Here is a 24,310-nt window from a genome sequence, read left to right as displayed (position 1 = left end):
GAGGTTTCCCATATGAAACGGACACACAAAGAAAAAATCACCAGCGTCCTCGCCCTCTGTGCCGGGGCAGGATTGTTCATATGGTTTTGCATCCCGCTTTTTTGGGGCGTATTCCATGTGGGGAACGGCGGGGGAATCCTGTTCAGCCTCTTCCTGATAGCCGGAGGCATTTGGTATGTCCCCTTGCGCAGCCGTATGGAGCAGGCAAAACATGCAAAACCCCTGCGCGTCCTGCGGCGGTCCTGCTGGGGCATCTTAGCGGTGTGCTTCGCTTGGGCAGCTTTTTTGACCGGCTGCATGCTGTGGCCCACGCCTTCGCCCTCCGGCAGCGGGACGGTTGTTATTTTAGGCTGCAAGGTGGGCAGCGCGGCGTTGCAGGCGCGCATTGACGCCGCAGCGGAATACCTGCATTCCCACCCGGATGCCGTGGCGATCGCCAGCGGGGGGCAGGGCGACGGGGAATGGATATCCGAAGCCGAGGCCATCCGCAGCGGCCTGGAACAGCATGGCATTTCTTCCGGCCGCATCTATTTGGAAGACCAGAGTACCAACACAAACGAAAACCTTGCCAATTCCCGCAGGGTCATCGAGGCGGAGGGCCTTGACCCAACCTGTATCCTGGTGACAGAACGGTACCACATGTTCCGTGCGCTGCAACTTGCACAGCAGCAGGGGATCACCGCATATGCCTTCCCTGCAAAAACGCCGTGGTATCTACTTTCCGCCAGCTATGGCAGGGAGCTTCTTGCCCTGACCAAATTCTTCCTATTCCCTTGGATGGAATAATGCGGCAGGGCCTCCCCGGCGCCTTTTCCTTGTATTTTTATGAACAATTTTATGTATAAGCGTGCAGAAATTAGGTGAAAATAATTCACTTATCGTTTCTTAAAAAAAAGGACTACAATCCGCCGCATATCGATTATATATACAGTTTCTTCCCAATTTTCTGCCGCAAATTTTGCCGCATCTTGCGTCAAAACATCGACAGCGATAAACTAAATTGTGCTTTTATCCGTAGACGCTGAAAGCCTTGGAATGAACCCAGGGGATAAGCGCCCGCCCGAGGCCCTTCCGCGCGGGGCTTTCTCGCCGGTAAAAGCATAGGAATGAATCCGACTGGTGAGGAAAACATTTGGTGCCTACCTGTCTTACGGGATGTGCCTCCAAATGTTCCAGTCGGATTCTGTGTTTTATTCAATGGATCTGTGGTCCGCGTGGTTGCGATGGGCTCGTAGGGATATCGATCTACGTTTGTCTTTTAATCGATCGTTCCCGATTGGAGAGTTTGAATTCTGTGACAAGCGTATCCATCACTTCTTGTATCACAGCGCTTTGGCGCGGCGTAAGATCCTCTAAAACGATAGCCGTACGGTTGTCCAACCCAAGCAGGTAGTCGGTAGAGACCCGGTACAGCAAGGCCAGCTCTGCGAGCACATTGACAGAAGGGAGAGAAATGTTGTTTTCGTAACTGGAAATTGCAGCTCTGGTGATTCCCAGTCTTTTGGCCACCTGCGATTGCGACAAATTGTGCTTTTCCCGTAGCTGTTTCAGCCTTAGACCAAAATCATACACTACACATCACACCCTCGATGTAATTGTAGTATATCTATGTCAATTATAATTTGCAAAATACGCAAAGATCCGCTGCTATAAATTGACACTCATGCCAATTGATACCTTTTTAATGATGATAGAGGGAAATGGCGGTTCATGGCCGTCTGGACCGCGTCCAAGAGGCGCTGGCCCTGTCCCATGGGGGAAGCCCCCGCGCGCCTTCTGGATTTCTCCCTACCATTGCGCTCCACGGCGTTTCCTCCGCAGGTTATCCCCTCATGCGTCTGGCGCCATACGAAACACGATTTTTCCGATTACAAAAGCCGCCCCATGTGACGACATGGGGCGGCTTCCTTCTTTATTCAATCCATCAATAGTTGACCGCGCGGCGCTCGAAATAGGCCTGCGGATGTTTACAAGCCGGGCATACCGCCGGGGCGGACTTGCCAATGTGGATATAGCCACAATTGCGGCAGACCCATATGGTCTCCTCGCCGGCCTTAAAGACAATATCCTCTTTGATGTTCTGTGCCAGCTTGCGGTAGCGCTCCTCGTGGGCCTTCTCGATGCCCGCAACCAAACGCATCTGTGCAGCCAGGGCGGTGAAGCCCTCTTCCTCCGCAATGTCCGCGAAATTCTTATACATCTCGGTCCATTCGTAGTTCTCGCCGGCCGCGGCGTCTTCCAGGTTCTCCAGGGTTGTGCCGATCCCGCCGTCGTGCAGGGCTTTGAACCACAATTCCGCGTGCTCCTTCTCGTTGCGCGCCGTCTCCTCAAAAATAGCTGCGATCTGCTCGTAGCCCTCTTTCCTGGCCTTGGACGCATAGAAGGTGTACTTATTGCGGGCCTGGGATTCCCCCGCAAATGCCGCCATCAAATTTGCTTCGGTTCTGCTTCCTTTTAATTCCATTGCTTTTTCCTCCTGTCTAAGTACCCAATATATTTCAGCCCCGTCTCGCGCGCGGGCCTGATTGCAACTGCCTTCGGGACATAGATAGTTTGCCATCTCTTACCAACTATTATACATGGATATTCCGATGGAATCAATGAAGAAATCAGTTATTTTCTGTAAAATTATCCAATTTTTTTAAGCAACGCCTGTCAATATGACAAAAATCGATTATAAAGGGAAAAACGAAGCACCTCTTTACCCCCGCTACAAATGCACGGCATCCTTCATCCCCAAAGCAATCCCCCTGCAATATACGGCCCTTGTTCCTCCGTTATTCCATAGGGAAAGCGCCCATTGAAGCTGGTAAATAGCTCCCATAGGAAGGGGTCTGCGGCCGCGCATTTCAAACGGACCATTGAACTTCTGTGCCCTTCCCTTAGAGCCTCCGCTTTAAATACTCCATATCCACACATTGCACGCCGTTCTCGAAGATCGGTTCCGGATAAAAATCCACGAAGAAGTTCTCCACCCGGTGCGAAGGGACAAACCCGAACCGCTCATAAAAGGGGATCATCTGCACCGACGTGCCGACATACATCGCTTCATAGCGGTCCGCGCAGACGGCAAACAGATACCGCAACATTTGCCCCGCATAGCCGCGGTTTTGCAGCGCTTCATCCGTCGCCAAATTTTTCAGCTCGCACGTGCCGGGGCCGTAGTCCGTCACTACGGCAACACAGGCAGGGGCGCCGTCCGCAAAGAGCACATACACGTCGCCGCGGCCGAGATACTTGGCCACCATCTTCTCGCTGGGGTCGGCCAGCAGGAACAGCGCCATATAGTCCGCCTTATGGGACTCCTCCACTTTGACAATCTCAGTCATCCGCGCCGCCTCCGTCGTGTAAAATTGCGCGGTAAATGTCGCGCTTGGCCAGGCCGCTCTCCGCCGCGGCCTGCTTTGCCGCCTCGGACGGCGCCAGGCCCTGCTCCAGCTTTTCCTTTGCAAGGGCGACCGCCTCCTCCAAGGTATAGGCTTCGGCTGCCGGTGCGGTTGCCCCCTCGATCACCAGCACAATCTCCCCTTTAAACGGGTCGTCCTTGCTGCGCTGCACCGCCTCGGACAGGGTCGTTCGGATAACCTCCTCGTGAATCTTCGTCAACTCCCGCACGATTGCGATGCGGCGGTCCCCCCAGGCGTCCAACATGTCGCGCAGGGTGGCGTAGAGCTTGTGCGGCGCCTCGTAAAAGACCATGGTGCGGCGTTCGTCCTTGACCTCGTCCAGATGGTCCCGGCGGCTCTTTTTATTGACGCTCAAAAAGCCCTCAAAGGTAAAGCGCCCGGTCGGAAGGCCGGAGATTGCCAGCGCGGAAACCACCGCGCTGGGCCCGGGCACCACCAGCACCGGGATCCCGCGCTCCGCACACTGCGCCACCAGCAGTTCGCCGGGGTCGGAGATGGCGGGCATCCCTGCGTCCGACACCAGCGCGCAGTTTTCCCCCGCCTCCAGGCGCGCCAAGATCTTCTCCCCATGGTCGCGCTTGTTGTGCTCAAAGTAGCTGACCAACGGCTTTTTGACGCCGAAGTGGTTCAGCAGCTTCAGGGTGACGCGCGTGTCCTCCGCCGCGATGAAGTCCACGGCTTCCAGCGTCTCCACCGCGCGGGGGGAAAAATCCGAAAGGTTGCCGATCGGCGTGCCGACCACATAGAGTGTTCCCGTCATACATGCCCCTCCTTATACGAACCATAAATCTGCAACATCTCCTGGGAAAAGTGGCCTTTCCCATCCTCCACAAAGAGGACCGGCTCCACACGCAGCCCGGGGTTCCCCCCGCGCGCCGCCTGCAAAAGGAACAAAAAGGGGGCCTTGTCCGGCCGCTGCTGGACAAAGCGCAACCGTTTCGGCTCCAAACCGGCGCGCCGGAGCGCCTCCATTGCGCCGGCAAGCCGCTCCGGGCGCAGGCAGCAGCAGAACCGCCCGCCCCAGCGGAGCTGACGCGCCGCGGCCGCCGCGATCTCTGCAAAGGTGCAGGCCCCCTCATGCCGCGCAATGGAAAGGCCCTCCTGCGGATTTTTGATGCCCGTCCCCTCCGGCTTATAGGGAGGGTTGCAGGCCACCAGGTCGAGCCCGCGCGGGGGATGTAAATATTGCAAATTGTTTATATCGTTATTTATAATACAAATTGTATTTTCTAGTTGGTTTCTCTCCACAGAGCGCAGCGCCAAGGCACAGGCGTCGGCCTGTAGCTCCACCGCGTAGACCTTTCCCGGCATCGCGCCCTCGCCGGCCTGGGCTTTTGCGCACCAGAGCAGGGGGATCGTTCCACAGCCGGTGCCAAAGTCCGCACAGATCTCCCCTTTCCGCGGCGCGGAAAACCATGCGAGCAGGACCGTATCGGTGTTAAAGCGGTGCGTCGAGGAGACCAATACAGAGACCTGCGGGGAGAGGGGTTCCCAACGGGGATATGTGGTGGCCAAGGGAAGGCCCTCCTTTCCAAATACGGCGATTTCCGAGGATGTGTTCCCGCTGCGCGCCTCTTTACACAGCAGCAGGCCCCCCTTCTGGACAGACGCAAAAAAGGCGAAGCGCACAGACGCTTCGCCTTTCAGCTTTCCGACGAATGAATTATGCCTGAGCAGGAGCGCCAACCGGGCAAACTTCTGCACATGCGCCGCACTCGGTGCAGGTGTCGGGATCGATCACGAACTTGCCGTCTCCCTCGGAGATTGCGTTAACAGGGCAGCCTGCTGCACATGCGCCGCAGGAAATGCATTCATCACTAATTGCGTATGCCAAAGGTAACACCTCCATTAAGTTTTACAAGCTTATTTTATCACAGAATACCAAAAAAGCAACAGTTTCTTGGATGTCTGGGAAAATTTTCATTGGATCAGCAGAGGGGTGCTGCTATTTTCCGGCGAATCCCGTCCCGGAAGCACCGGGCCTTGGGAAAAACGGCGGATTGCGTTTCCGCCCCGTCCGGCGGGCACGTTTTGCGCCTGAAACGCCACAAAATAGACGTTCCCCATCCGCTCCAAACCTATAAAAATCAGGACGGCTTTGCAAATGCATACAGCAAAGCCGCCCATCGTTTTATTCGGATGTTTCCGGCGGTTGCACCGCACCGGCCTGCGCACTTGGAGCATGCTCCGCTGCTGGGGCCTTCGGGCTCTCGGCCGCCCGGTGTTCCCGCTGCTGGTTGTTGCGGGGGGCGCGTTCCGCCCGGCCTGCGCCTCTGGGCGCCCCGCCGGGCCGTTCATTCCCGCTGCGCTCCTGGCGCGGGGGCCGTCCCTCCCCGGCCTGCTTTGCGTGTTCGCCTTGGCCGCGCGGCGGGCGTCCTTCCCGCTTCGGGGGACGCTCCCGGCGTTCCGACCCCTTGCCGCCCTGCTGCGGCGGGCGCTTCTCGCGCTCCTTCGGCGGCTGTTCACGGCGCTCGCCCGAATTTGCCTCCCGCTGAGGCCGCTTCTCCACCGGGCGCTCCTTGCGCTCCGGCTTCTCCGGCTTTTCTTCCACCGGGTCGAGGACCGCTCCCAGCGCAAGCGCTTCCTCGGTTTCCTCCTGCTCCGCGTCCGTCTCCTTCTTTTCCGCAGCGCCCTTCCCGCGCAGCAGCTTCACCTGCTTCACATGGAAGGTCTGCGGCGCGGCCTCCGGCGCAGAATCCAGGCGCACCTGCAAATTTCCGGTGATGATGTTCTGATCCACCACCACGCCCTTGCCCGCCGGGGTCATCACAATGGAATTGACCGCCGGGGTGCGGCGCAGCAGGTCGGCATACGCCTCCTGCTCATACTTCAGGCAGCACATCAGCCGCCCGCAGGTGCCGGAAATTTTGACGGGGTTCAGGGATAGCCCCTGTTCCTTTGCCATCTTGATGGAGACCGGCTGGAACCCGCTCAGGAACGACGAGCAGCAGAACGGCCTGCCGCAGATGCCCAGGCCGCCCAGCATCTTTGCCTCGTCACGCACGCCGATCTGCCGCAGCTCAATGCGCGTGCGGAACACGGACGCCAGGTCCTTGACCAGCTCGCGGAAGTCCACACGGCCGTCCGCTGTGAAGTAAAACAAGATCTTGCTGTTGTCAAACGTGTATTCCACGTTCACCAGCTTCATTTCCAATTTATGCGCCGCGATCTTTTTCACGCAGATATCGAACGCGGTCTTCTCTTTGATCGCATTTTCCGCGACCTTTTTCAAGTCGTCCGGGGTTGCGATGCGGATGAGCTTTTTCAGCGGCTGGACGATGTCCTCCTCCGCGATTTCCTTGCGCTCCATGGCAACCTCGCCGCATTCCACGCCGCGCGCGGTTTCCACAATCACGTTGTCCCCGATTTTCAGCTCATATTCTTCCGGGTCAAAGTAATACACCTTGCCCATATTTTTAAATCGAACGCCAATTACCTCGGCCATAGATTACCTCCCAACCACCGCAAAACCGATGGCTTTCTTTTCCGAATTCGATCGTGCAACTTTTATGCATGCCGCCCGTGGGACGCGGCCCGCATCCGGGCGCAAAAGGTCGTTACCAACAACGCAGCGTTGGCATTTTGGTCCTGTGCTTTCTGCGCGCTTTGCGCGTATTCCAAAAGGCGCATCAATTGATCCCGCGTCAAGGTGTGCGCCAGTTCCCCGGCCGCCTCCGGCTGGTGCGACAGGCAGGACGCCCCGCCCGCCCGCAGGACGCACGCGTCCCGGAACAGCAGGACCAGCTGCTTTAAGATCCGGCGGAACCGCTCCTTGTCCTTGATAAGTGGTGCGGTCAGCTCCAAAAGCTTGGCTTCCCCCGGGGCTGGAATTGCCTGGCAGATGGCCGCAGCAAGCTCCAGATCGGCGGGGTCCGCCTGCTCTTCCCCTTCCAGGGTGAAGAGCTGCGCCCGCGAGCGGACCGTCGGAAGCAGTTTCACCGCCGAAGTCACGGTCAGGAGAAACAGCACCCGGTCCGGCGGCTCTTCAAACACCTTCAAAAGCGCATTCTGCGCCTGTTCGGACATCGTCTCCGCGCCCTCCAATAAAAAGACGCGCAGCGGCGCTTCATTCGGCTTGATGTAGGCATCCGCCCGGATCTGCCGGATGGTATCCACATGGAAGGAGCGCGCCGCCGTGCCGCCGCCCACGATGGTGATGTCCGGGTGCGCGCCTGCCGCCGCCTTGATACAGCCCGGGCAATGGCCGCAGGGCCGCTCCCCCGCGCCCGTGCAGACCGCCGCCTTTGCAATCCACCGCGCCAGTTCGGATTTCCCCGAACCTGCCGGGCCTTCTAAGAGGATCGCATGCGGCAGGCGGGCTTCTTGAAACGCGAGGGAAAGGCTCTGCTTGACCGTCTCGCTACAGCGAATCCCTTCGAAATTCATACTTTTTCGAAACGGTCCACATCCAGCACAAAGATCGTCGCACCGCCCACGGTGACCTCGATCGGCACGGATGTATACATACCTCCGTCCATGGTGGATGCGCTGGGGACAATCTGGGTGCGGCGGCTGCTCTGTTTGCGGATGATGTCGATGACCTGATCGACCTGGCCGTCCTCCACGCCGGAGATAAACGTCGTATTGCCGGCCATCAGGAAACCGCCCGTAGTCGCCAATTTGGTGACGGGGAATCCCTCCTGCGTCAGCGCAGAAGAAACCATGCTGCTATCATCTTTGCTCACGATTGCAAGTACCAGCTTCATCGAAACTCCCTCCGTTCGGTCGGCCGCAAAAGGCGGCCATTTATGTATGACAATGTTTGCACCATATTCACTTGGTTCGATACACGGGCGCGCCAGCCGCATCCATTTGACAAACAGCGCGGCACTCGCCCCTGCGAAACCCACAGGACCGTCTCTTCCCGTCTCCGCGAAAGGCCCCTTCCCCCTGCGGGCATCTGCCCAGGAGCAGCGCCAGCAAAGCGGCTAGGAATGGATTCCCTTTCAGAACCTGTGGAAGAAACATTATTTGTATTTTAACACTTTTAGCGAGGAAAAGCCATAGGCGCGCAAAAAGTCCACTGCGTCTTTTGTAATTTCCTCCCCCGGCATCACAACCGGTACGCCGGGCGGGCAGGGGCACGCGGGGTCCGCCGCGATCCGCCCAACGCATTTTTCCAACGGGACCGCCTCAGCGGGGGCGAGCACGGCGTCCCGCAGCGGGATCCGTGCGGGCGGCAAGGGGGGCATGCCATCCGTATGGGGCGTGTGGCGGTTTCCAAGGCTCCGGGGCAGCGGGACCGCCGCGCGCGCTTCGCGGTCCGCCAACAGGCGAATGCCCTTTTCCAAGCGCTCAAAGTCGCGCTCCGTGTTAAACGGCGTCGCAATCAGCACGACAAATTGGCTGTCCGCATATTCCGGTTCACACCCGGCGTACCGCAGCAGCTCCGCCGCCGCCTGCCCGGTCAGCTCCGCCGGGGTGACGTCCAAGGTGATGCGCGTCGGGTCCCACCGGCGCGGGTCCTCCCACCAGCCCATGCCGGGGACGTGCAGCCCCACGCGCTCCGCCAGTTTCTTCAGCTCGCGCACACGCGCCTGTAGGCGGGAAAATTCCAGCCGCCCGTTGTCCTCCAGCCAGGCCCGGCACCAATCTAGCGAGGCCATGACCGGGTAGGACGGGCTCGTGGAACCAAACAGCGCCATCGCGCCCTTGGCGTCCCGGACAAACCGCTCGTCCGCGATGTTCAACCATGCGCCGCCGGTCATGACATTGAGCGTCTTGTGCGCAGAACAGGCGGTCATGGAGGCCCCCAGCGCAATCGGATGCAGGACGGGCTCCGTGAAGAAGAGGTGCGCGCCGTGGGCATTGTCCACGAGCAGGGGGATTCCCTGCTCCCGGCACGCCGCGGCAAGCGCGGGGATGTCCGCCAACTCCCCGTAATAATTCGGGCTGGTCACATAGGCCGCCCGCACATCGGGGTGCAGTGCCACCGCGTCCACGAGGTCCTCCGGAAGCGCCCAGACGGGTTCCAAGCCCAACAGCGCCATGGCATTCACCGCGGAGCGGTGTACCACGCGGCCGCACAGGATCTTCCCCCCGTTCGGCGCGGCCAGGCGCAGCATCGCCTGGATACACAGCGAGCACCCGCCCGCGGAGAACAACGTCCGCTTTGTGCCAAAGAGCTGCGCGGCGGCCTGCTCCGCGCGCAGGATGGGGCCTTCGGCTTCAAAGAGGCTGTCGGTGTCCGGCAGCTCGGTAAAATCGAGGGATAAGAGGTCGTCCGGAAGGGCTGCGGGGTTGTTTTTGTGGCCGGGCGTATGGAAGGCCGCGCGGTGCAGGGCGCGGTGCTCCATTAGGGCCGTGTAAAGAGGTGTTTCAGACATGGGATGGGTCCTTTCTCTGCGCATTGTTAAGAATTTTATGTATATTTGACAAATTATACAATATATTTTCTCTATCATTATTCCTTAATCATTTTAAAAAGTTGTCCACTTTAGAATGATAGAATCGTTATTAAGTATTAGAACGCATTTTTAATATTTATTCTACTACAACGGGTTTCTATAGCTATTTTATATTTTCAAAGCAGTAATAAATTTATTGCAGGAGTGGATTCCAATGTATCATTCAAGTTTATAATGTAACCAATTCAAAATTAAGGAAAGGAAATATTTATGAAAACACAGGTAAAGAAAAGGATCTTGGCTTGTATTTTGTGTATCGCCTGCATTGGCTGTTTCACAGGACAGGCCGGCGCAGAACACGAATCTATCCAAGAACCCTTGGAAACCACCTCTGAAAAAACAATTGACTCCCGTGATGAAACAGATACGGGCCTCACCTTTTCAGATGGCCAGGCCAACGAGATCCAGATTCTTGCATCCACCATGACGGAAGAAGAGCTTCCTGAAGATCTCGAAGAACCTCTTCCGGAAATCGAAGAAATCGGGATTGAAGTGTTGGAAGAAACCGTTCCGGAGACAGCTACCCTTCTTTCGCAAAGGGCAACAGGAACTGACCTGGCCATTTCCAATCCTCGCGCCACCAATCATACAGAACCATTTCCCAACATGGTGGATATACCGATTTCGGTCACGATTCAAAATCTCGGCTCCACGACAATCTCCAGCTTTTCCTATGCGGTTTACTTAGATGCGCAAAACCTGACCACCAAAACCGTCCAGGTCACATTGGCGCCAAATACAACTGCCACTCTGAAATTAAACTTTAAGAACCGCATTGGCGGTACGCACACGTTGTTGGTAGATGCCTGGCTGCCCAGCGGTGTGACAGAGACCAACACCGCAAACAACACGGTCTCCAAAGATTTTCAATGGGCGGACGCCGTTTCCGTAAGGGCCTATGCCATTAACGGGCCCAGCAGCGTGGAACCCAGAGTCAACCACGAATATGAAGTGAGCGTCGCAAACCTGGGAAACTTGGATGCGGTGGATATTCCCGTCCGGTTCCTTTTAAATGGAAAAGACCTTGGCGCAACCGCGCGGGTCAGCATTCCCGCAAGAAAGGTTTTAAACTTCTCTGTGAAAGCAAAATTTCAAAATTCCGGACAAGCTTCTCTTGGTATGTCCGTAGACCCGCAGCATACGAGCGCCGACATTGATCCGGACGACAACGAGCTGTCAAGAACATTCCAGGTGCTCTCCTTTTCCAATAGCTTTGGCGGAAAGTGGAAAAACGCAGACGGCATCTCTGTGCAAATCCTCGACAAAGTAAAAAACCTGGTTGACAAAGAAGATTTCCGTCTCAGCATGGACGGGATTGTCGCCCGGATTGAATCATGGAACGATGTTGCGGACGGCGTATCCTTTGGGGACATCGAGGTATCGGACACAGACGAGGACCTGGGGATGGATATTGTATTAACAACTAGTGTCATTGTGGGCGGCCAAGGTGGTAAAACCATACTCGGATATGCAGAAGCCTATGATGAAGACGGGAAACTACTTGAGAGCAACGGCAGTGGACAAACAGACGGCTATATCGGGGACTGGGGCGACGAAATCGCCAGCGCAAAAGTCACCTTAAATTCTGTGGGCCTTTTGGACTTCAGCTCCGCCGTCCAAGCACAGACGGTCATCCACGAATTCGGCCATGCGTTGGGTTTAAAGCATCCGTCCTGTTCGGAGCCCGCTGTTATGCAGGATAACACAAATCTAGCCGCCTACGTTATCCTCGACCACGACGTCGAGTCTCTTCAGGCGATCTATGAATAGGAGGGAAAGCAACATGATGAAAAAGTTCTTTACCACTTTGTGTATGGCCATCCTGTTAGCGGCAATGGTTGTAATTCCCAGCGTACATGCTGAAGAAAGGCCCCTCGAAGATTTGCCTATTTGTAAAATTGATGGGTTTATGGTCGCAATGCCAGAAACATTAGAGGGATTGGAAGACGGAAGTTCCTGTATTGTGAAGGCAATCCGCTCCGAGGATTCGGAAAACTTCCCGCCAAGTGATGAAGCCAATGGATTTACCCGTTCCACGCTCACGATTACCAAATCCTTTAAAGGCGACTTAAAAGAGGGAGACACGATCCCGTTTGCAGAATGCTATTGTATTCGGAAAAACAAAATGGGAGAGCCACAGCTGGTATGCTATTTTGGACACGCCCCTCTCCTTCCGGGACGGGAATACATTCTCTTCATTGGACTTCCAGAGGTTTCCTTAATGGAAAATAAGCCTTGGACTGGAACATATTGCACCGCATTCCCTGGCATTTCACATTATATAATCCCTTCAGACGATGAAATCGATGACCTCTTCATCCCTGATAATGAAATCTACAGAAAACTTTATCCGGCAGTGTTGAAGAAGTATAACACATAAGAAGCTTTCTTTTCAGGGAGGCCACGACGTCGAGTCTCTTCAGGCGATCTATGAATAGGAGGGGAATCAACATGATGAAAAAGCTCTTTATCTCCCTGTGTCTGGCCATCCTACTGACGGCAACGATTGTGCTTCCAAGCGTACATGCTGAGGAAAGGAATTTGGAGAATCTTCCTATTTGCACAATTGATGGGTTTATGACCCCAGGACCAGAGACCTTTAAAGAATTGGAAGACGGAAGCTCCTGTATTGTGAAGGCGGTCCGCTCCGAGGATTCGGAAAACTATCTTCCGACGGACGACACCACCGGCTTTACCTTATCCACCCTCACGATTACAGATTCCTTTAAAGGAGACTTAAAGGCCGGGGACACGGTGCCATTTATAGAAACGTATTATATTGATACCCTTTCTAGCGGAGAACGCCGGTTACACTGTTATTTTGGCCACCGGCCGATTCTGCCGGGGCACGAATATATTCTCTTCATCGGTCCGTCAAACGTCTTCTATGACGAAAACAAACCTTGGAGTGGGACATATTCCACCTCCTACTTCGGCCTTTCCCAATATGCCGTCCCTTCCGGAGAAGAGGGTTCCGCAGACGCGTCCATCCCCAGCCGCTTCGTCCCTAACAGCGAACTTTACAGGGAATTTTATCCAGCAGTGTTGAAGAAATATAACACATAAGAAGCTTTCTTTTTTAGGGGCGCTATGATTCGATCTGCAAAGGCAAAAATCACGATGGAGTTACATCTATGAATTCCAACAAAACCGGATGTTTTGCACATCCTAAAATTCTTTTGGGGTTCATTCTGTTGATCGTTGCGGCAACAGCCATCTTCCTAACAACCCGGCCGGAAGAGACCCCCTACTCCTTCTTCTCGGAAAGCAACGGCAGTGGACAAACCGACGGCTATATCGGGGACTGGGGCGACGAAATCGCCAGCGCAAAAGTCACCTTAAATTCTGTGGGCCTTTTGGACTTCAGCTCCGCCGTCCAAGCACAGACGGTCATCCACGAATTCGGCCATGCGTTGGGTTTAAAGCATCCGTCCTGTTCGGAGCCCGCTGTTATGCAGGATAACACAAATCTAGCCGCCTACGTTATCCTCGACCACGACGTCGAGTCTCTTCAGGCGATCTATGAATAGGAGGGGAATCAACATGATGAAAAAGCTCTTTATCTCCCTGTGTATGGCCGTCCTACTGACAGCAATGGTGATGATTCCCAGCGTACATGCTGAGGAGATGGATATCCAAAGCTTGCCGTTTCATTCGATCGAAGGTTTTATCGTAAACGAACCAGAAACCTTTGCGAGCCTTGTAGAGCGGTCTCCCTATATTGTAAAAGGCGTTCTATCGGATGCGAAAAATTACCTGCCCATTGAGGATGATCCGGAGTACGGATCGACAACGGGATTTACGCACTCCACCCTCACCATCACGGAGTCCTTCAAAGGGGACTTAAAAGCGGGGGACACCATCCCCTTTATAGAAGGCTACTTTATCCAAGAGGATCTTCATGGAAACCCGTCCGTTGTCTCCTATTTTGGACACCAGCCCATTATACAAGGGCGGGAATACATTCTTTTCATTTGTCCAGGAAATCACGCAGCGGACGTTGGCCGGCCATGGAGCGGGGCATTTTCTGAAACGCATCCCTGGTGCGCCAGCTTTGCTGTCCCTGAAGACGGCGAACTCGTCCTCCCTGAACATCTGAGTGCCCAGGGTGAAGAGCAGTATGCCGCATGGTATCAGTCCGCACTGGAGCGTTATGATGCTTAAAGGAAAAGTCATTCTTTCGAATAACTGGGAAAGGAACTCATAAGAAGCTTTCTTTTTTTAGGGGCGCTATGATTCGATCTGCAAAGGCAAAAATCATGATGGAGTTACACCTATGGAGCCCAACAAAACCGGATGCTTTTCGCATCCTAAAATTCTTTTGGGGTTCGTTCTGTTGATCGTTGCAGCAACAGCCATCTTCCTAACAACCCGGCCGGAAGAGAACCCCTACTCCTTCTTCTCGGACAGCTTTGGCCTGGCCTTGCCGGAGCACACGGAGGTCCTGTTCGAAGAAGATACCTATGGCGCTATGGGCGACGGATACCGGCTTTATGCTTTTTCGCTCCCGCCCAGCGAACGGGACGCTTTCCTCTCCCAGGGCGCTATGGCGCGCTGGTCGCCCCTCCCGCTGCCAGAGGACGTTGCGCACTCCTTGCGGCAACGAGTGCAGGCCATTGGTTCGCTCCCCGGCAAAGAACTGGCGAGGGACCTCTTCCGTGAGAGTGGGAACCGGCAGGGATTCTACTGCATTCTTTCCTCGTGGCATAAACAGCCTGGAGCCGGCTGAACCATGCGCATTTTGACCAAGATATCCCCTTGTTTCAAAACATCGTCGTGGGCATGGTCGATTTGCAGGACAATGCCATCTATTATTATTCCTGGAATCAGTAAAAATAGGCCATCCCCATTTTAAATGATTCATGAGGAAAAGCTGCGGCTTTCTCGCAAAGGCCGTCCGCCTTTCCGACGGCCCTTTGAAACTCCCGCCCCGCAATCCAAACGCAGGCTACAAGAATTGTATCGCACATAAGCACATCTGGACAGCGCTCTCGGACGGTCTTTCCGCCCGGGAGCGCTGTTCCTTTCGAACCATTGCGCGGCCTAACAGAGAAAGGCGATCGCGCTTCCATGCAATCACTGAAAAGCGGCCTATCCGCCCATATGACGGACAGCTCCTTCCTTTCAAAATTGCCCGCCTGCCCATGTAGTCCTCGCCGTAGGCGCGAAAGACACTGCGTGTCCGGGCAAGAAAGCAAAATTTCCAGCCGCCTGCCCGTGTAGTCCCCGCCGTAGGCGCGAAAGACACTGCGTGTCCGGGCAAGAAAGCAAAATTTCCAGCCGCCTGCCCGCGTAGTCCTCGCCGTAGGCGCGAAAGACACTGTGTGTCCGCGAAAGGCACTGTGTGTCCGCGAAAGGCACTGTGTGCCTAGACATGGAGCGGCCCTTTTTTCAATATAAATGGGAATAGGAGACGATGGACATTTCGACGTGAGAATTTATCACATGTGTCCCTTTTTGTCAAAATTCTTCGTTGTTAATGAGCAAAAGAAAATTTTGGGCAAAAAACAGCGATGCCTATTTTCGTTTCGTACAACCGTCGGCCGGCAGGGATTGTCCCGCTGCCATTCCGCTGCGGAACCTGTCCCGCCTTTTCCTGCAAACTCCATCGCTATCAGACGGCCGCCACGCGCGGCAAAAACGCCAGACGTCCTCGGGAGGGGAAGCCATGAATCCATTCGGAATCTTTGTTTGCATTTTATGGGGAACCGTCGCCCTTTTCAGCGTCCTCTCGTTTGTGACGGTTGTGCATAACAACCGCCGGAACCTCAAACGCGCACAGGCCGTGGTGATCGGAAAAAACGTTTCCCCCTCCGGCCGCACCAACACAGCGCGCGCCTCGGATGCGAAAACGGACTATATCATCCTGTTTTCCATCGGCGGGGAGACCCGTTCCCTGTTTGCCGGGCAAGCGCTCTATACGGATTTACAGGTGGGCGACCACGGCACCCTCTCCTACCGGGACGGCCGGGTGGTCGGATTCACGCGCGCGGCATAGCGGCGGCCCTCTTGACCCGCCGCGGGATGCCTCCCGGGATTCCATCTGCCGGAGCGGGCCCTGCGGGAAACGGTTTTCTTCTTTTTTGCTCTAAAACACTCTTCCGGCTCCGCCGCCGGGGATAGGCGTTACCGGTTGATGGAGCGCGCCATGCGGCGGTAGGTGTGGCGGATGCCCTTGATCGCGGACGAATAGGCCATAATGTTCTCCGGCAGCGCCATGCCGATATAGCCCGCGTCGCCCAGATGGTGCATATCGGTGCCGGTCATCTTACACATGAGGGCGATCTGCCGGATGGTCTGCTGGTCCGCGCCCTCCTGGGACGTCCCCACCGCGGTGAGGGTCAACAGGCCCAGGGAATGCGCATAGCTGACCAGCTCGCGGATATACTCCATCGTCACGCCCGGCACCGTCCCCGGCGCGGGCAGGAGGATCACATCAGCGCCCGCGTCGGCAAATTCGGAAATGTCCTCGCGGGTGATGATCCCGCGCCCCGCCTCGGACAGGATGCCCGATGCGTGCATCTTGCCCGCCACCAAGATCACCTTGTCGCCCAGCTCCGGCGCAATCGCCTTGAGCGAATCCGTGATCGCTTTGTTCTGGACGCCGATGCCCGGGTTGCCCGTCAAGACAATCATGTCTGCGCCCATGGAGACGGCAGTCTTGGCGTTTTGCAGGCTCGCCCTGCGGCCGTTTGTCAGGCTCCAGATGTCCTCATCCGAACCCGCGGAGAAGGATTGCTCGGCGGGCTCGAGGTTCACCGCAATCAGGCGCCCGGTCAGGCGCTTGATCTCCCGGATGGTGTCCTTCGGCTCCACCTTCGGCAGGCCCCAAATTTGGGGCTCGATCACATCGAACATGTTCAGGATGACCACGTCCGCACCCATGGCGCAGACGAACTCCGCATTTGTGATGTTGCCCAGCATGGGCTGCACCGCGCCGATCGTCTCACATGCCAATATGCGTCCCTCGCTCATGGCGATGGATTTCAGGATTTGGTCTTTGTTCATGGATTCCAGATCCGTGGTATTGCAGTCCAACAGTCGTTTTAACATGGCATATTCCTCCTTGAAAACAGGAAGGGCGGATGGTTCCCATCCGCCCCCATTTTTGTCTATCGCTCTTTTCAGCATTCCCCAAAGGGGCCGCTGTTAACCGGCTATTTGCATCAGATGCCGAGCAACGGCTTGATCGCCGCTTCCAGCTTCCCGACGATCTCCTCCGAGGCCGCCTGGCCGTCACCCTTGGCGGAGAGGTAAATCTTGATCTTCGGCTCCGTGCCGGACGGACGGACAATCACCTTGCTGCCGTTCTCCAGCCGGTATTCCAGCACATTGGACTTCGGCAGGGAGATTTCGCTCTCCGCGCCGCCGTCATAGCGCTTGCTCGCCTCGTAATCGGACCAGCCGGAGACCTGATAGCCCGCGATTTCCGCCGGCGCATTGGCGCGCAGGGTGTCCATGATGCGGTTCATGGTCTTCATGCCGTCCTCGCCCTCAAAGGCAAAGTTCAACAGGCCGTTCTTGTAATAGCCATGCTTTGCATAGAGTTCGTTCATCGCATCGACCAGGGTCTTGCCCTGCTGCTTGTAGTAGTACGCCATCTGGCAAATCAGCATGCTCGCGTCCACCGCGTCCTTGTCGCGCACATAGCCGCCGGAGAGGTAGCCATAGCTCTCCTCAAAGCCAAAGATGTAGCGCTCCGGGTGGCCGGCCGCTTCCAGGGAAGCGATCTGGTCGCCGATGTATTTAAAGCCCGTCAGCACGCGGCGCATCTCGATGCCGTATTCCTTGGCCACGGCGTCCGCCATGTCGGTGCTGACGATGGTGGTGACCGCCACCGGGTCCTTGGGCATCTTGCCGTTTTTGATGCGCGCCTGTGCGATGAAGTCGAGCAGCAGAACGCCGACTTCATTGCCGCTCATCAATACATATTCGCCGTTCTGATTGACGGCGATGCCGCAGCGGTCGCAGTCCGGGTCGGTCGCGACCAGCAGGTCAGCCTGCACCTTCTGGGAGAGCTCCAGGCCCTTCTGCAACGCCTCTTTGACCTCCGGGTTCGGGAACGGGCAGGTTGTGAAGTGGCCGTCCGGCATCTCCTGCTCCGGGACGACGGTCACATCGTCCACGCCGATCATGTCGAGGATGCGCGTCACACAGACGCGGCCAGAACCGTTCAGCGGCGTATAGACCACCTTCAGGCCCTTGCAGGGCTCCGGGATCACGCTCTGGTTCAGCACCTCCTGCAAGAAGGCGTTGATGACTTCATCCTTAATATAGCTGATGCGGCCTTCCTTTACGCCGTCTTCAAAGCTCATGCGCTTCACGCCTTCGAAGACGTCCGTCTTGGCGATTGCGTCGGAGACCTCCTTCGCCATCTCGCTGGTGATCTGGCAGCCGTCGCTGCCGTAGACCTTATAGCCGTTGTATTTCGCGGGGTTGTGGCTCGCCGTCACGCAGACGCCCGCATCGCACTTCAAATAGCGCGTTGCAAAGGAGAGGGTCGGCACCGGGGAAAGCCACGGATAGATGTGCGCGTGGATGCCGTTTGCCGCCAAAACTGCCGCCGTCTCTTTCGCAAATACATCGGACTTGATGCGGCTGTCGTAGGCGATCGCCACATTCGCGTTGCGCACATGGGCGTTCAAATAATCCGCAAGGCCCTGGGTGGCCTTGCGCACAATATAGACGTTCATGCGGTTGGTGCCCGCGCCGATCACGCCGCGCAGGCCCGCTGTACCGAAATCCAGGTTGCAATAGAACCGGTCGTTGATCTCTTCCGGCTGGTCGCGGATTGCCTCAAGCTCCGCCGTCAAATCGGGGTCATCCAACTTCTGGGCCAGCCATCTCTCGTATTCACTCATCATTTAATCCCCTTTCAATTTGTAAAGCTCTATCTAGGATTCCCGCTCCAGCGGGAATTTATTGGTATCCATGTATAGAGTACCATGTGTTTTTCCCGCTGTCAACCGGCTTGCAGCGTGGAATTCTCTCTGCGCGGGCGGCCTCCAAAACCGCGCCCCGCCCGTGCCTGCAAGCATGGGAAAACACCCCTCCGGCGGCCTCTTTTTTCAAGCATCGCGCCGCTCAAAGGCGGATGATATTCGTCACAATCCCCGCCTTGGTGATGTCGATGATCCCATACGTCCCCATGCTGCCGTGTAAGCTCCCCGGATTGAGGAGATACAATCCATCGTCGTATTCCGCCAGCGCCTGGTGCGTATGGCCAAACAGGACAATGTCGGCCTTTTTCTCCCTGGCCGCGCAGCACACATTATACAATCCGTATTTTACATTATGTGTATATCCGTGTGTATAAAAAATTTTCTTCCCTTCCAGGGTGATCTCCGCATCGACCGGCAGGTCGCACCCCCAATCGCAGTTGCCGCGCACCTGCAAAAAGGTTTTCTCGGGAAATTTTGCTTTGACCATTTCTGCTTCATCCGCGCCGTCGCCCAGATGGATGACCACCTCGGCCTTCGGCTGGCGGAGCACCGCTTGTTCCAGCGCATACTGGTCCCTGTGGGTGTCCGATACTACTAAAATTCGCATGTAAATTCTTTCCCTTCCCTTATGGCGGGCCCGGACAGGCCGAACCGCATTCCGATTTGTATCATATACTATCTTATACCGACATATATTATTGATGACCCATCAAGCAATATCCGCTTGTCATCAAAAAAGGAGTGGTCGAACGATGGCAGTCAATCCGCCGAATGCAGAGCAGGCAAAGATGCTCAACAACCTATTGAAAAGCCTCAGCCCTGCTGACACAGCAAAGCTGAACCAGATCCTAAACGATCAGGAAGCCACCAGCCGCGTGCTGAGCACGCCGCAGGCACAGGAGCTTTTGAAAAAACTGACCGGCAAGGGTTGAACCCCCGGTCCCCGCGCAAGCCGCACGGCACATCCAGAAAGGAGGGAACGCGATGGACGACTTAACCGGAAAAATCAGCGAACTGCTGCAAAATCCAGCCATAGCGAGCCTTCTCAGCCAGTTCGGTGCGCCGCAGGGAGAGACGCCGGAAGCGCAGCCAGAAAGCGCTCCGCCTGCCCCGCCGCCCAGCGTCCCACAGGCATCCGCACAGGGGAACCCCCTCTCCGGCCTGGGGCTGGACGGCGATATGCTCCAAACCGTCATGAAACTCGCCCCGCTGCTCTCCAGCCTAAACCAGGAGGACGACAGCACCCGCTTCCTGCATGCGCTGCGGCCCATGCTCAGCAACGAGCGCCAGACCAAGCTGGACCAGGCGTCAAAAATCTTGCAGCTCATGCGGATGCTCCCCCTCCTGCGCAGCCAAGGCATCCTTTAGCCCCGGCGGGCCCCCGCCTTCCCCGGCCGCTTAGCCGCCGGACGGAAATGGGACGCCCCACGCGGCGCCCGTTTCCCGTCGGTCTGTCCAGCGTTTGCCAAGCGTGCATCCCGAAGGGGCAACCGGCGAGGGAGCCATCGGGCGGCCAATCCCCTTTTTATGCGCTCGATTCTTGCGGGCCGTCCCCACAGGGCGCTTCTTGCGCTGCCTGTGAAACGGCGCCGCGTCCATTGGAGGTGGTGAGATGGCGGTCAGCGACAGCGAAATGAACCGGATGCAGCAGGATGCCATCCGCCGCGTTCGCGAGATGCAGGCGCGCGCCATGCAATACCAGTCCGGCGGGCAGCCGGAATCCCGCCGCAGCGATACACACGCGCAGCAGCGGCAAACTGCCCCATCCGCGCGCAATGCCCCCGCCGAACGGCGGGAAATGCCCGGCGCACAAGGGCAGCATGCGCCGCAAAACACAGCCGCGCACGCGGACTGTTCCCAGCACCCGCAGCAGTCCGCACACGCTTCCCCGGGGGCATCCCCCTCCGGCCGGGAAGCCGCGGCCTCCAACCAGCGGCAGGCGCAGCCGCCCAAGGCACAGCCGGCAGTTTCCGCCCCGCCAGCAGCTGTGCGGCCCGCCAATCCCGTGACGGACATCTTCCAGATGCTCTTCCGGGACAGCGACCGGACATTGCTCCTCGCGCTGATCCTGATCCTCAGCGAGGAAAAGTCCGATCCCGGCCTGCTGTTCGCCCTGCTGTATATCGCGCTGTAACATGTATCGCGAAAACCATCAAGAACCACGGGTAATGGTTGCCCGTGGTTCTTTTCTTATTGCTCTTCCTCCAAAGACCGGATGGCAGAAATATAATACTCCTGGGTGGATGGGTCCTGCGTCAGCTCATACTCCATGTATTTGGTCGGCGTGGGCCCCTCCAACGTGCTGCTGGTCTGGTTGCGCCATTCGTCGCTCGGGGACACGTATCCCACGCGCAGGTACACCTTGCCGCCGCTCCTCCGCTCGCTCTCCGTATAGGGGGTATAGCTGCTGTCCGAGCTGTACAGCGCCACATGGAATTCATTCTGCACGGAGTCGTATTCAAAGAACGTCTCCTCCGCCGGGGTCTTGGGCTGCAATTGGCAGTCCGGCCCAAAGAGCGCGCGGCAGGCGTCCACCACGTCCCCCAGAGGCACCAGCGCGCGCCCGGCCTCGTCGTATTCCGTGTAGTTTGTCCCGTTGTTGGCCGTGATCGTCTTCCAAAGGGAAGCGTTCAGGATAAAGTCCTCGTTTGCCTCTTCGATGGATTCAAATGGGGCCGGGTCCTGCATGACCACCGGCGTGAGGAAGGTATCGTACGCGCGCAGCTGGGAATCGTCCGTCACCGTGGTGTAGATCCGGTTGCCGATGGTGCCGGCGATAAACACGACGCCCACCAGCGCCAGCAGGAGCACCAGGGAGCCCACCACCACGCCATAGCGCCTGCGCCCCTTTTTGCGGGCAGGGCGCTCCGGCAGGGAGGGGATCTCCGCCTCTTCTTCCTCCAGCGCCCACTTGGTCAACAGCGCGTCGTCCTCGTCTGCATCCGGATAAAAATCGTCGATCTCCGTCGCATCGTCCTCGGTCGAGGAAACGGTCGGCCGCTCGGCAAACGCATCGCGGTAGTCCGCGGTAAAGTCCGCGATCTTCTCCTTGCGCCGCTTTCCCGCGGCGGGCGCTTTTTCCTGCTCCGTGTTCTTCTCCTGGGCAGTTTCCGCCTTTGGGTGCTTGCGCGCCCGGTTCTTTCGATTTTCGAGTTGGTTATTCATGTATCCTCTCCGTATGATTATCTATATTCTATACTTATCGGATTTGCCCGTCCCCCATGATGATGAACTTCGTGGAGGTCAGCTCGCGCACGCCCATGGGCCCGCGGGCGTGCAGCTTCTGGGTGGAGATGCCGATCTCCGCGCCGCAGCCGAATTCGCCGCCGTCGGTAAAGCGCGTGGAGGCGTTGACATAGACCGCCGCTGCATCCACCCGCTCCGTAAACGCGCGCGCATTCGCATAGTCGTTCGTGATGATGGCCTCGCTGTGCCCGGACGAATACGCCGCAATGTGCGCGAGTGCGTCCTCAAAGGAATCCACCACTTTGACCGCCAGGATGTAGTCGAGGTATTCGCGGCCCCAGTCCTCTTCTTCGGCTGGCACCACGCAGTCCCCCAGGATCGCGCGCGTCCGTTCACAGCCGCGCAGCTCCACCTGCTTCTCGTCCAGGCGCGCTTTGATCGCGGGCAGCGCCTGCCCGGCAATGTCCTGATGAACCAAAAGCGTCTCCATCGCGTTGCAGACCGACGGGCGGGAGGTCTTGGCGTTAAAGACGATGTTGGCCGCCATATCGATGTCCGCGGAGGCGTCCACATAGACGTGGCAATTCCCCACGCCGGTCTGGATCACGGGGACATGGGAATTCTCCACCACGGAGCGGATCAGCCCTGCGCCGCCGCGCGGGATGAGCACGTCCAGGTAATCGGTCAGGCCCATCATTTCGATGGAGGATGCGCGCGTGGTGTCCTGCACCAGCTGGATGCAGTCCGCGGGCAGCCCGGCTTCTTCCACCGCCTGGCGCATCGCCTCGGCCACTGCCGTGTTCGAATGGATGGCCTCCTTCCCGCCGCGCAAAATGACGGCGTTGCCCGCCTTCAAGCAGAGCGCCGCCGCGTCCGCCGTCACGTTGGGGCGCGCCTCGTAGATGATGCCGATCACGCCGAGCGGCACGCGCACGCGCTGGATCTGCAGGCCATTCGGACGGACAAACCCGCTCACCACCTGCCCGATCGGGTCCTCCTGCGCCGCCACCTCGCGCACCCCCTGCGCCATCCCGGCAATGCGGGCGGAGGTCAGCGCCAACCGGTCCAACATGCTTTTGCGCATCCCGCTCTCCCGCGCCGCTTGCAGGTCCATTTCGTTTGCGGCCAGGATCTCCGCCTCGTGCGCTTCAATGGCGTCCGCCATCTTCAGAAGGGCCGCGTCCTTTTTGGCCCCGGCCACCGCCAGCGCACGCGCCGCCTCCTTTGCCTTCTGTCCCATTTGCTCCAAAATCGTCATGAAATCCACCTCTTTATTCCCGGGACGGTGCCCGATTTTATTTTACTGCTTTCCAGTGCCGAAAACTGTCCCAATCTGCTCGCCATCGAAAAGATGGTACAGGTTTTTGGGATTCGCACCGCTCATCACGCAGCAGCAGATGCCCGCTTCGTTGGCAATCGCCGCCGCGCTGACCTTGGTCCGCATGCCGCCCGTGCCGCGGTTGGAGCCGGTGCCGCCCGCCAGCGCGATGACCTCCGGCGTGACCTCGCGCACAAACGGGATGCGCTTTGCGTTGGAATCCGCGCGGGGGTTTGCATCGTACAGGCCGTCGATGTCGGTCAGGATGACCAGCAGGTCCGCGTCGGTCAATTTGGCCACAATCGCGGAGAGCGTATCGTTGTCGCCGATCTGCATCCCGACCAGCTCGTCCACGGCGACGGTATCGTTCTCATTGACCACCGGGATGATGTTCATCGCGATCAGCTCCTGGAACGTGTTGATGACGTTCTGCTTGCTGTGCGGGCTGGACACGACGTCCCCGGTCAACAACACCTGCGCCACCGTGCAATTGTACTCGCCAAAGAATTTGTCGTACATGAACATCAGCTCACACTGCCCAACGGCTGCAAGCGCCTGCTTTTTCTCCGTCTCCTGCGGCCGTTCTGTCAGCCCCAATTTGCCCACGCCCACGCCGATCGCGCCGGAGGTCACCAGAATGATCTCCCGGCCGGAATTTTGCAGATCGCTGAGCACCTTGCACAGGGATTCCATCCGCCGCAAATTGATCTTGCCGTTTTCATAGGTCAAGGTGGAGGTGCCCACCTTGACCACAACCCGCTTTGCCTGTGTGATTGCCGACATATTGTATATCCTCTTTTCCCTCAAGTTTTCCATGTTCTTGGATGGCATACGCCCGCCGCGCATAGGTCCAGCTGCCAAGGGGGCCCTCCCTTTGGTAGGGAACCTGCGTTGCCAGCGAAAGCCATTTACACCCATTATAGCATGTCTGGCGCACAGAATAAAGCCGGATTTCGACACGGAATGCATTCGCGTGTAGAGCTACAATACATGTTGGACAGAAGAGCAAGTAAAAGCAAATAAAAAAGTAGAAGGACAGAGCCTTCATAG

26 protein-coding genes and 1 pseudogene are annotated in these 24,310 nt (G+C 57.2%); 11 read left to right on the top strand and 16 right to left on the bottom strand.

Translation table 11 applies throughout. The features are described from left to right. Positions 1 to 12: 12 nt before the first annotated feature. Entirely contained in the window at positions 13 to 786 is a 774-nt protein-coding gene (locus tag B5F54_RS11725; protein WP_087234405.1) for a YdcF family protein, read from the top strand. A gap of 459 nt (positions 787 to 1,245) precedes the next feature. On the opposite strand, the gene B5F54_RS11720 is transcribed toward B5F54_RS11725, so the two are convergent. From B5F54_RS11720 to B5F54_RS11670, 10 genes and pseudogenes are all read right to left on the bottom strand, one after another. Then, positions 1,246 to 1,572, bottom strand: a complete 327-nt coding sequence (locus tag B5F54_RS11720; RefSeq protein WP_087234403.1) for a helix-turn-helix domain-containing protein — start codon at positions 1,570 to 1,572, stop codon at positions 1,246 to 1,248. Positions 1,573 to 1,924: 352 nt separating this feature from the next. Further along, positions 1,925 to 2,464 (bottom strand): rubrerythrin, encoded by a 540-nt coding sequence (gene rbr / locus B5F54_RS11715; RefSeq protein WP_087234401.1) that lies wholly within the window; start codon positions 2,462 to 2,464, stop codon positions 1,925 to 1,927. Positions 2,465 to 2,882: 418 nt separating this feature from the next. Next, a complete protein-coding gene (locus B5F54_RS11710) occupies positions 2,883 to 3,329 on the bottom strand; it encodes a GNAT family N-acetyltransferase (RefSeq protein ID WP_087234399.1) in 447 nt (148 codons plus the stop codon). Beyond that, positions 3,322 to 4,167: a 16S rRNA (cytidine(1402)-2'-O)-methyltransferase gene (gene rsmI / locus B5F54_RS11705; protein ID WP_087234397.1), complete on the bottom strand. Its 846-nt coding sequence runs from the start codon at positions 4,165 to 4,167 to the stop codon at positions 3,322 to 3,324. Before rsmI ends, B5F54_RS11710 begins: the two co-directional genes overlap by 8 nt. Beyond that, positions 4,164 to 4,922: a tRNA1(Val) (adenine(37)-N6)-methyltransferase gene (locus tag B5F54_RS11700; protein WP_087234518.1), complete on the bottom strand. Its 759-nt coding sequence runs from the start codon at positions 4,920 to 4,922 to the stop codon at positions 4,164 to 4,166. Before B5F54_RS11700 ends, rsmI begins: the two co-directional genes overlap by 4 nt. A gap of 148 nt (positions 4,923 to 5,070) precedes the next feature. After that, positions 5,071 to 5,241 carry a DUF362 domain-containing protein gene (locus B5F54_RS11695; protein ID WP_054324474.1) on the bottom strand — a complete coding sequence of 57 codons (171 nt, stop codon included), beginning with the start codon at positions 5,239 to 5,241 and terminating at the stop codon, positions 5,071 to 5,073. 762 nt (positions 5,242 to 6,003) lie between these two features. After that, positions 6,004 to 6,852, bottom strand: a pseudogene (locus tag B5F54_RS18295) (PSP1 domain-containing protein); the annotation flags it as partial. A 62-nt stretch (positions 6,853 to 6,914) separates the two neighbouring features. Continuing rightward, complete coding sequence (locus B5F54_RS11680; protein WP_087234393.1) at positions 6,915 to 7,793, bottom strand: DNA polymerase III subunit; 879 nt, start codon at positions 7,791 to 7,793, stop codon at positions 6,915 to 6,917. Next, a complete protein-coding gene (locus tag B5F54_RS11675) occupies positions 7,790 to 8,113 on the bottom strand; it encodes a cyclic-di-AMP receptor (protein ID WP_087234392.1) in 324 nt (107 codons plus the stop codon). Before B5F54_RS11675 ends, B5F54_RS11680 begins: the two co-directional genes overlap by 4 nt. A 261-nt stretch (positions 8,114 to 8,374) precedes the next feature. After that, the gene (locus B5F54_RS11670) at positions 8,375 to 9,733 is read right to left on the bottom strand and encodes an aminotransferase class I/II-fold pyridoxal phosphate-dependent enzyme (RefSeq protein ID WP_087234390.1); all 1,359 of its coding nucleotides are present in this window, start codon (positions 9,731 to 9,733) and stop codon (positions 8,375 to 8,377) included. Between the two features lie 291 nt (positions 9,734 to 10,024). Here B5F54_RS11670 and B5F54_RS11665 point away from each other — a divergent pair, with 291 nt between their 5' ends. From B5F54_RS11665 to B5F54_RS17685, 7 genes are all read left to right on the top strand, one after another. Further along, complete coding sequence (locus tag B5F54_RS11665) at positions 10,025 to 11,584, top strand: CARDB domain-containing protein (protein WP_087234387.1); 1,560 nt, start codon at positions 10,025 to 10,027, stop codon at positions 11,582 to 11,584. A gap of 13 nt (positions 11,585 to 11,597) precedes the next feature. Then, positions 11,598 to 12,194: a hypothetical protein gene (locus tag B5F54_RS11660; RefSeq protein ID WP_087234385.1), complete on the top strand. Its 597-nt coding sequence runs from the start codon at positions 11,598 to 11,600 to the stop codon at positions 12,192 to 12,194. Positions 12,195 to 12,265: 71 nt separating this feature from the next. Beyond that, positions 12,266 to 12,880 (top strand): hypothetical protein, encoded by a 615-nt coding sequence (locus tag B5F54_RS11655; RefSeq protein ID WP_087234383.1) that lies wholly within the window; start codon positions 12,266 to 12,268, stop codon positions 12,878 to 12,880. Positions 12,881 to 12,948: 68 nt separating this feature from the next. After that, entirely contained in the window at positions 12,949 to 13,344 is a 396-nt protein-coding gene (locus B5F54_RS11650) for a matrixin family metalloprotease (protein WP_087234381.1), read from the top strand. 13 nt (positions 13,345 to 13,357) lie between these two features. Beyond that, positions 13,358 to 13,978, top strand: a complete 621-nt coding sequence (locus tag B5F54_RS11645) for a hypothetical protein (protein ID WP_087234379.1) — start codon at positions 13,358 to 13,360, stop codon at positions 13,976 to 13,978. Between the two features lie 112 nt (positions 13,979 to 14,090). Continuing rightward, positions 14,091 to 14,543: a hypothetical protein gene (locus B5F54_RS11640; RefSeq protein WP_087234378.1), complete on the top strand. Its 453-nt coding sequence runs from the start codon at positions 14,091 to 14,093 to the stop codon at positions 14,541 to 14,543. A 939-nt stretch (positions 14,544 to 15,482) separates the two neighbouring features. Beyond that, positions 15,483 to 15,812, top strand: a complete 330-nt coding sequence (locus B5F54_RS17685) for a DUF2500 family protein (RefSeq protein WP_172749722.1) — start codon at positions 15,483 to 15,485, stop codon at positions 15,810 to 15,812. Between the two features lie 128 nt (positions 15,813 to 15,940). Here the strand turns inward: B5F54_RS17685 and B5F54_RS11625 are convergent, their stop codons facing one another. The 3 genes from B5F54_RS11625 to B5F54_RS11615 all read right to left on the bottom strand — a co-directional run bounded on the left by B5F54_RS11625 (position 15,941) and on the right by B5F54_RS11615 (position 19,363). Next, positions 15,941 to 16,867: a DUF7916 family protein gene (locus B5F54_RS11625; protein ID WP_087234372.1), complete on the bottom strand. Its 927-nt coding sequence runs from the start codon at positions 16,865 to 16,867 to the stop codon at positions 15,941 to 15,943. 113 nt (positions 16,868 to 16,980) lie between these two features. Further along, the gene (locus tag B5F54_RS11620) at positions 16,981 to 18,675 is read right to left on the bottom strand and encodes a phospho-sugar mutase (RefSeq protein WP_087234370.1); all 1,695 of its coding nucleotides are present in this window, start codon (positions 18,673 to 18,675) and stop codon (positions 16,981 to 16,983) included. 223 nt (positions 18,676 to 18,898) lie between these two features. Next, positions 18,899 to 19,363 carry a metallophosphoesterase family protein gene (locus B5F54_RS11615; RefSeq protein WP_087234368.1) on the bottom strand — a complete coding sequence of 155 codons (465 nt, stop codon included), beginning with the start codon at positions 19,361 to 19,363 and terminating at the stop codon, positions 18,899 to 18,901. 145 nt (positions 19,364 to 19,508) lie between these two features. On the opposite strand from B5F54_RS11615, the gene B5F54_RS11610 reads away from it, so the two are divergent. From B5F54_RS11610 to B5F54_RS11600, 3 genes are all read left to right on the top strand, one after another. Next, positions 19,509 to 19,688 (top strand): hypothetical protein, encoded by a 180-nt coding sequence (locus B5F54_RS11610; protein ID WP_087234366.1) that lies wholly within the window; start codon positions 19,509 to 19,511, stop codon positions 19,686 to 19,688. 52 nt (positions 19,689 to 19,740) lie between these two features. Continuing rightward, on the top strand, positions 19,741 to 20,124 hold the full coding sequence (locus tag B5F54_RS11605; RefSeq protein WP_087234364.1) for a hypothetical protein: 384 nt from the start codon (positions 19,741 to 19,743) through the stop codon (positions 20,122 to 20,124). 244 nt (positions 20,125 to 20,368) lie between these two features. Continuing rightward, the gene (locus B5F54_RS11600; protein WP_087234363.1) at positions 20,369 to 20,890 is read left to right on the top strand and encodes a hypothetical protein; all 522 of its coding nucleotides are present in this window, start codon (positions 20,369 to 20,371) and stop codon (positions 20,888 to 20,890) included. Between the two features lie 56 nt (positions 20,891 to 20,946). Here the strand turns inward: B5F54_RS11600 and B5F54_RS11595 are convergent, their stop codons facing one another. The 3 genes from B5F54_RS11595 to proB are packed head-to-tail and all read right to left on the bottom strand — an operon-like array spanning position 20,947 to position 24,043. Further along, complete coding sequence (locus tag B5F54_RS11595) at positions 20,947 to 21,921, bottom strand: hypothetical protein (RefSeq protein WP_087234361.1); 975 nt, start codon at positions 21,919 to 21,921, stop codon at positions 20,947 to 20,949. A gap of 34 nt (positions 21,922 to 21,955) precedes the next feature. Then, on the bottom strand, positions 21,956 to 23,200 hold the full coding sequence (locus B5F54_RS11590; RefSeq protein WP_087234359.1) for a glutamate-5-semialdehyde dehydrogenase: 1,245 nt from the start codon (positions 23,198 to 23,200) through the stop codon (positions 21,956 to 21,958). Positions 23,201 to 23,242: 42 nt separating this feature from the next. After that, entirely contained in the window at positions 23,243 to 24,043 is an 801-nt protein-coding gene (gene proB / locus B5F54_RS11585) for a glutamate 5-kinase (protein WP_087234357.1), read from the bottom strand. Positions 24,044 to 24,310 lie beyond the last annotated feature (267 nt).

This window comes from Anaeromassilibacillus sp. An250, assembly GCF_002159845.1.
GTDB lineage: Bacteria > Bacillota > Clostridia > Oscillospirales > Acutalibacteraceae > Anaeromassilibacillus > Anaeromassilibacillus stercoravium.
The sequence above is the reverse complement of the archived record's forward strand: the minus strand, read 5'-3'. Positions and strand labels throughout refer to the sequence as shown.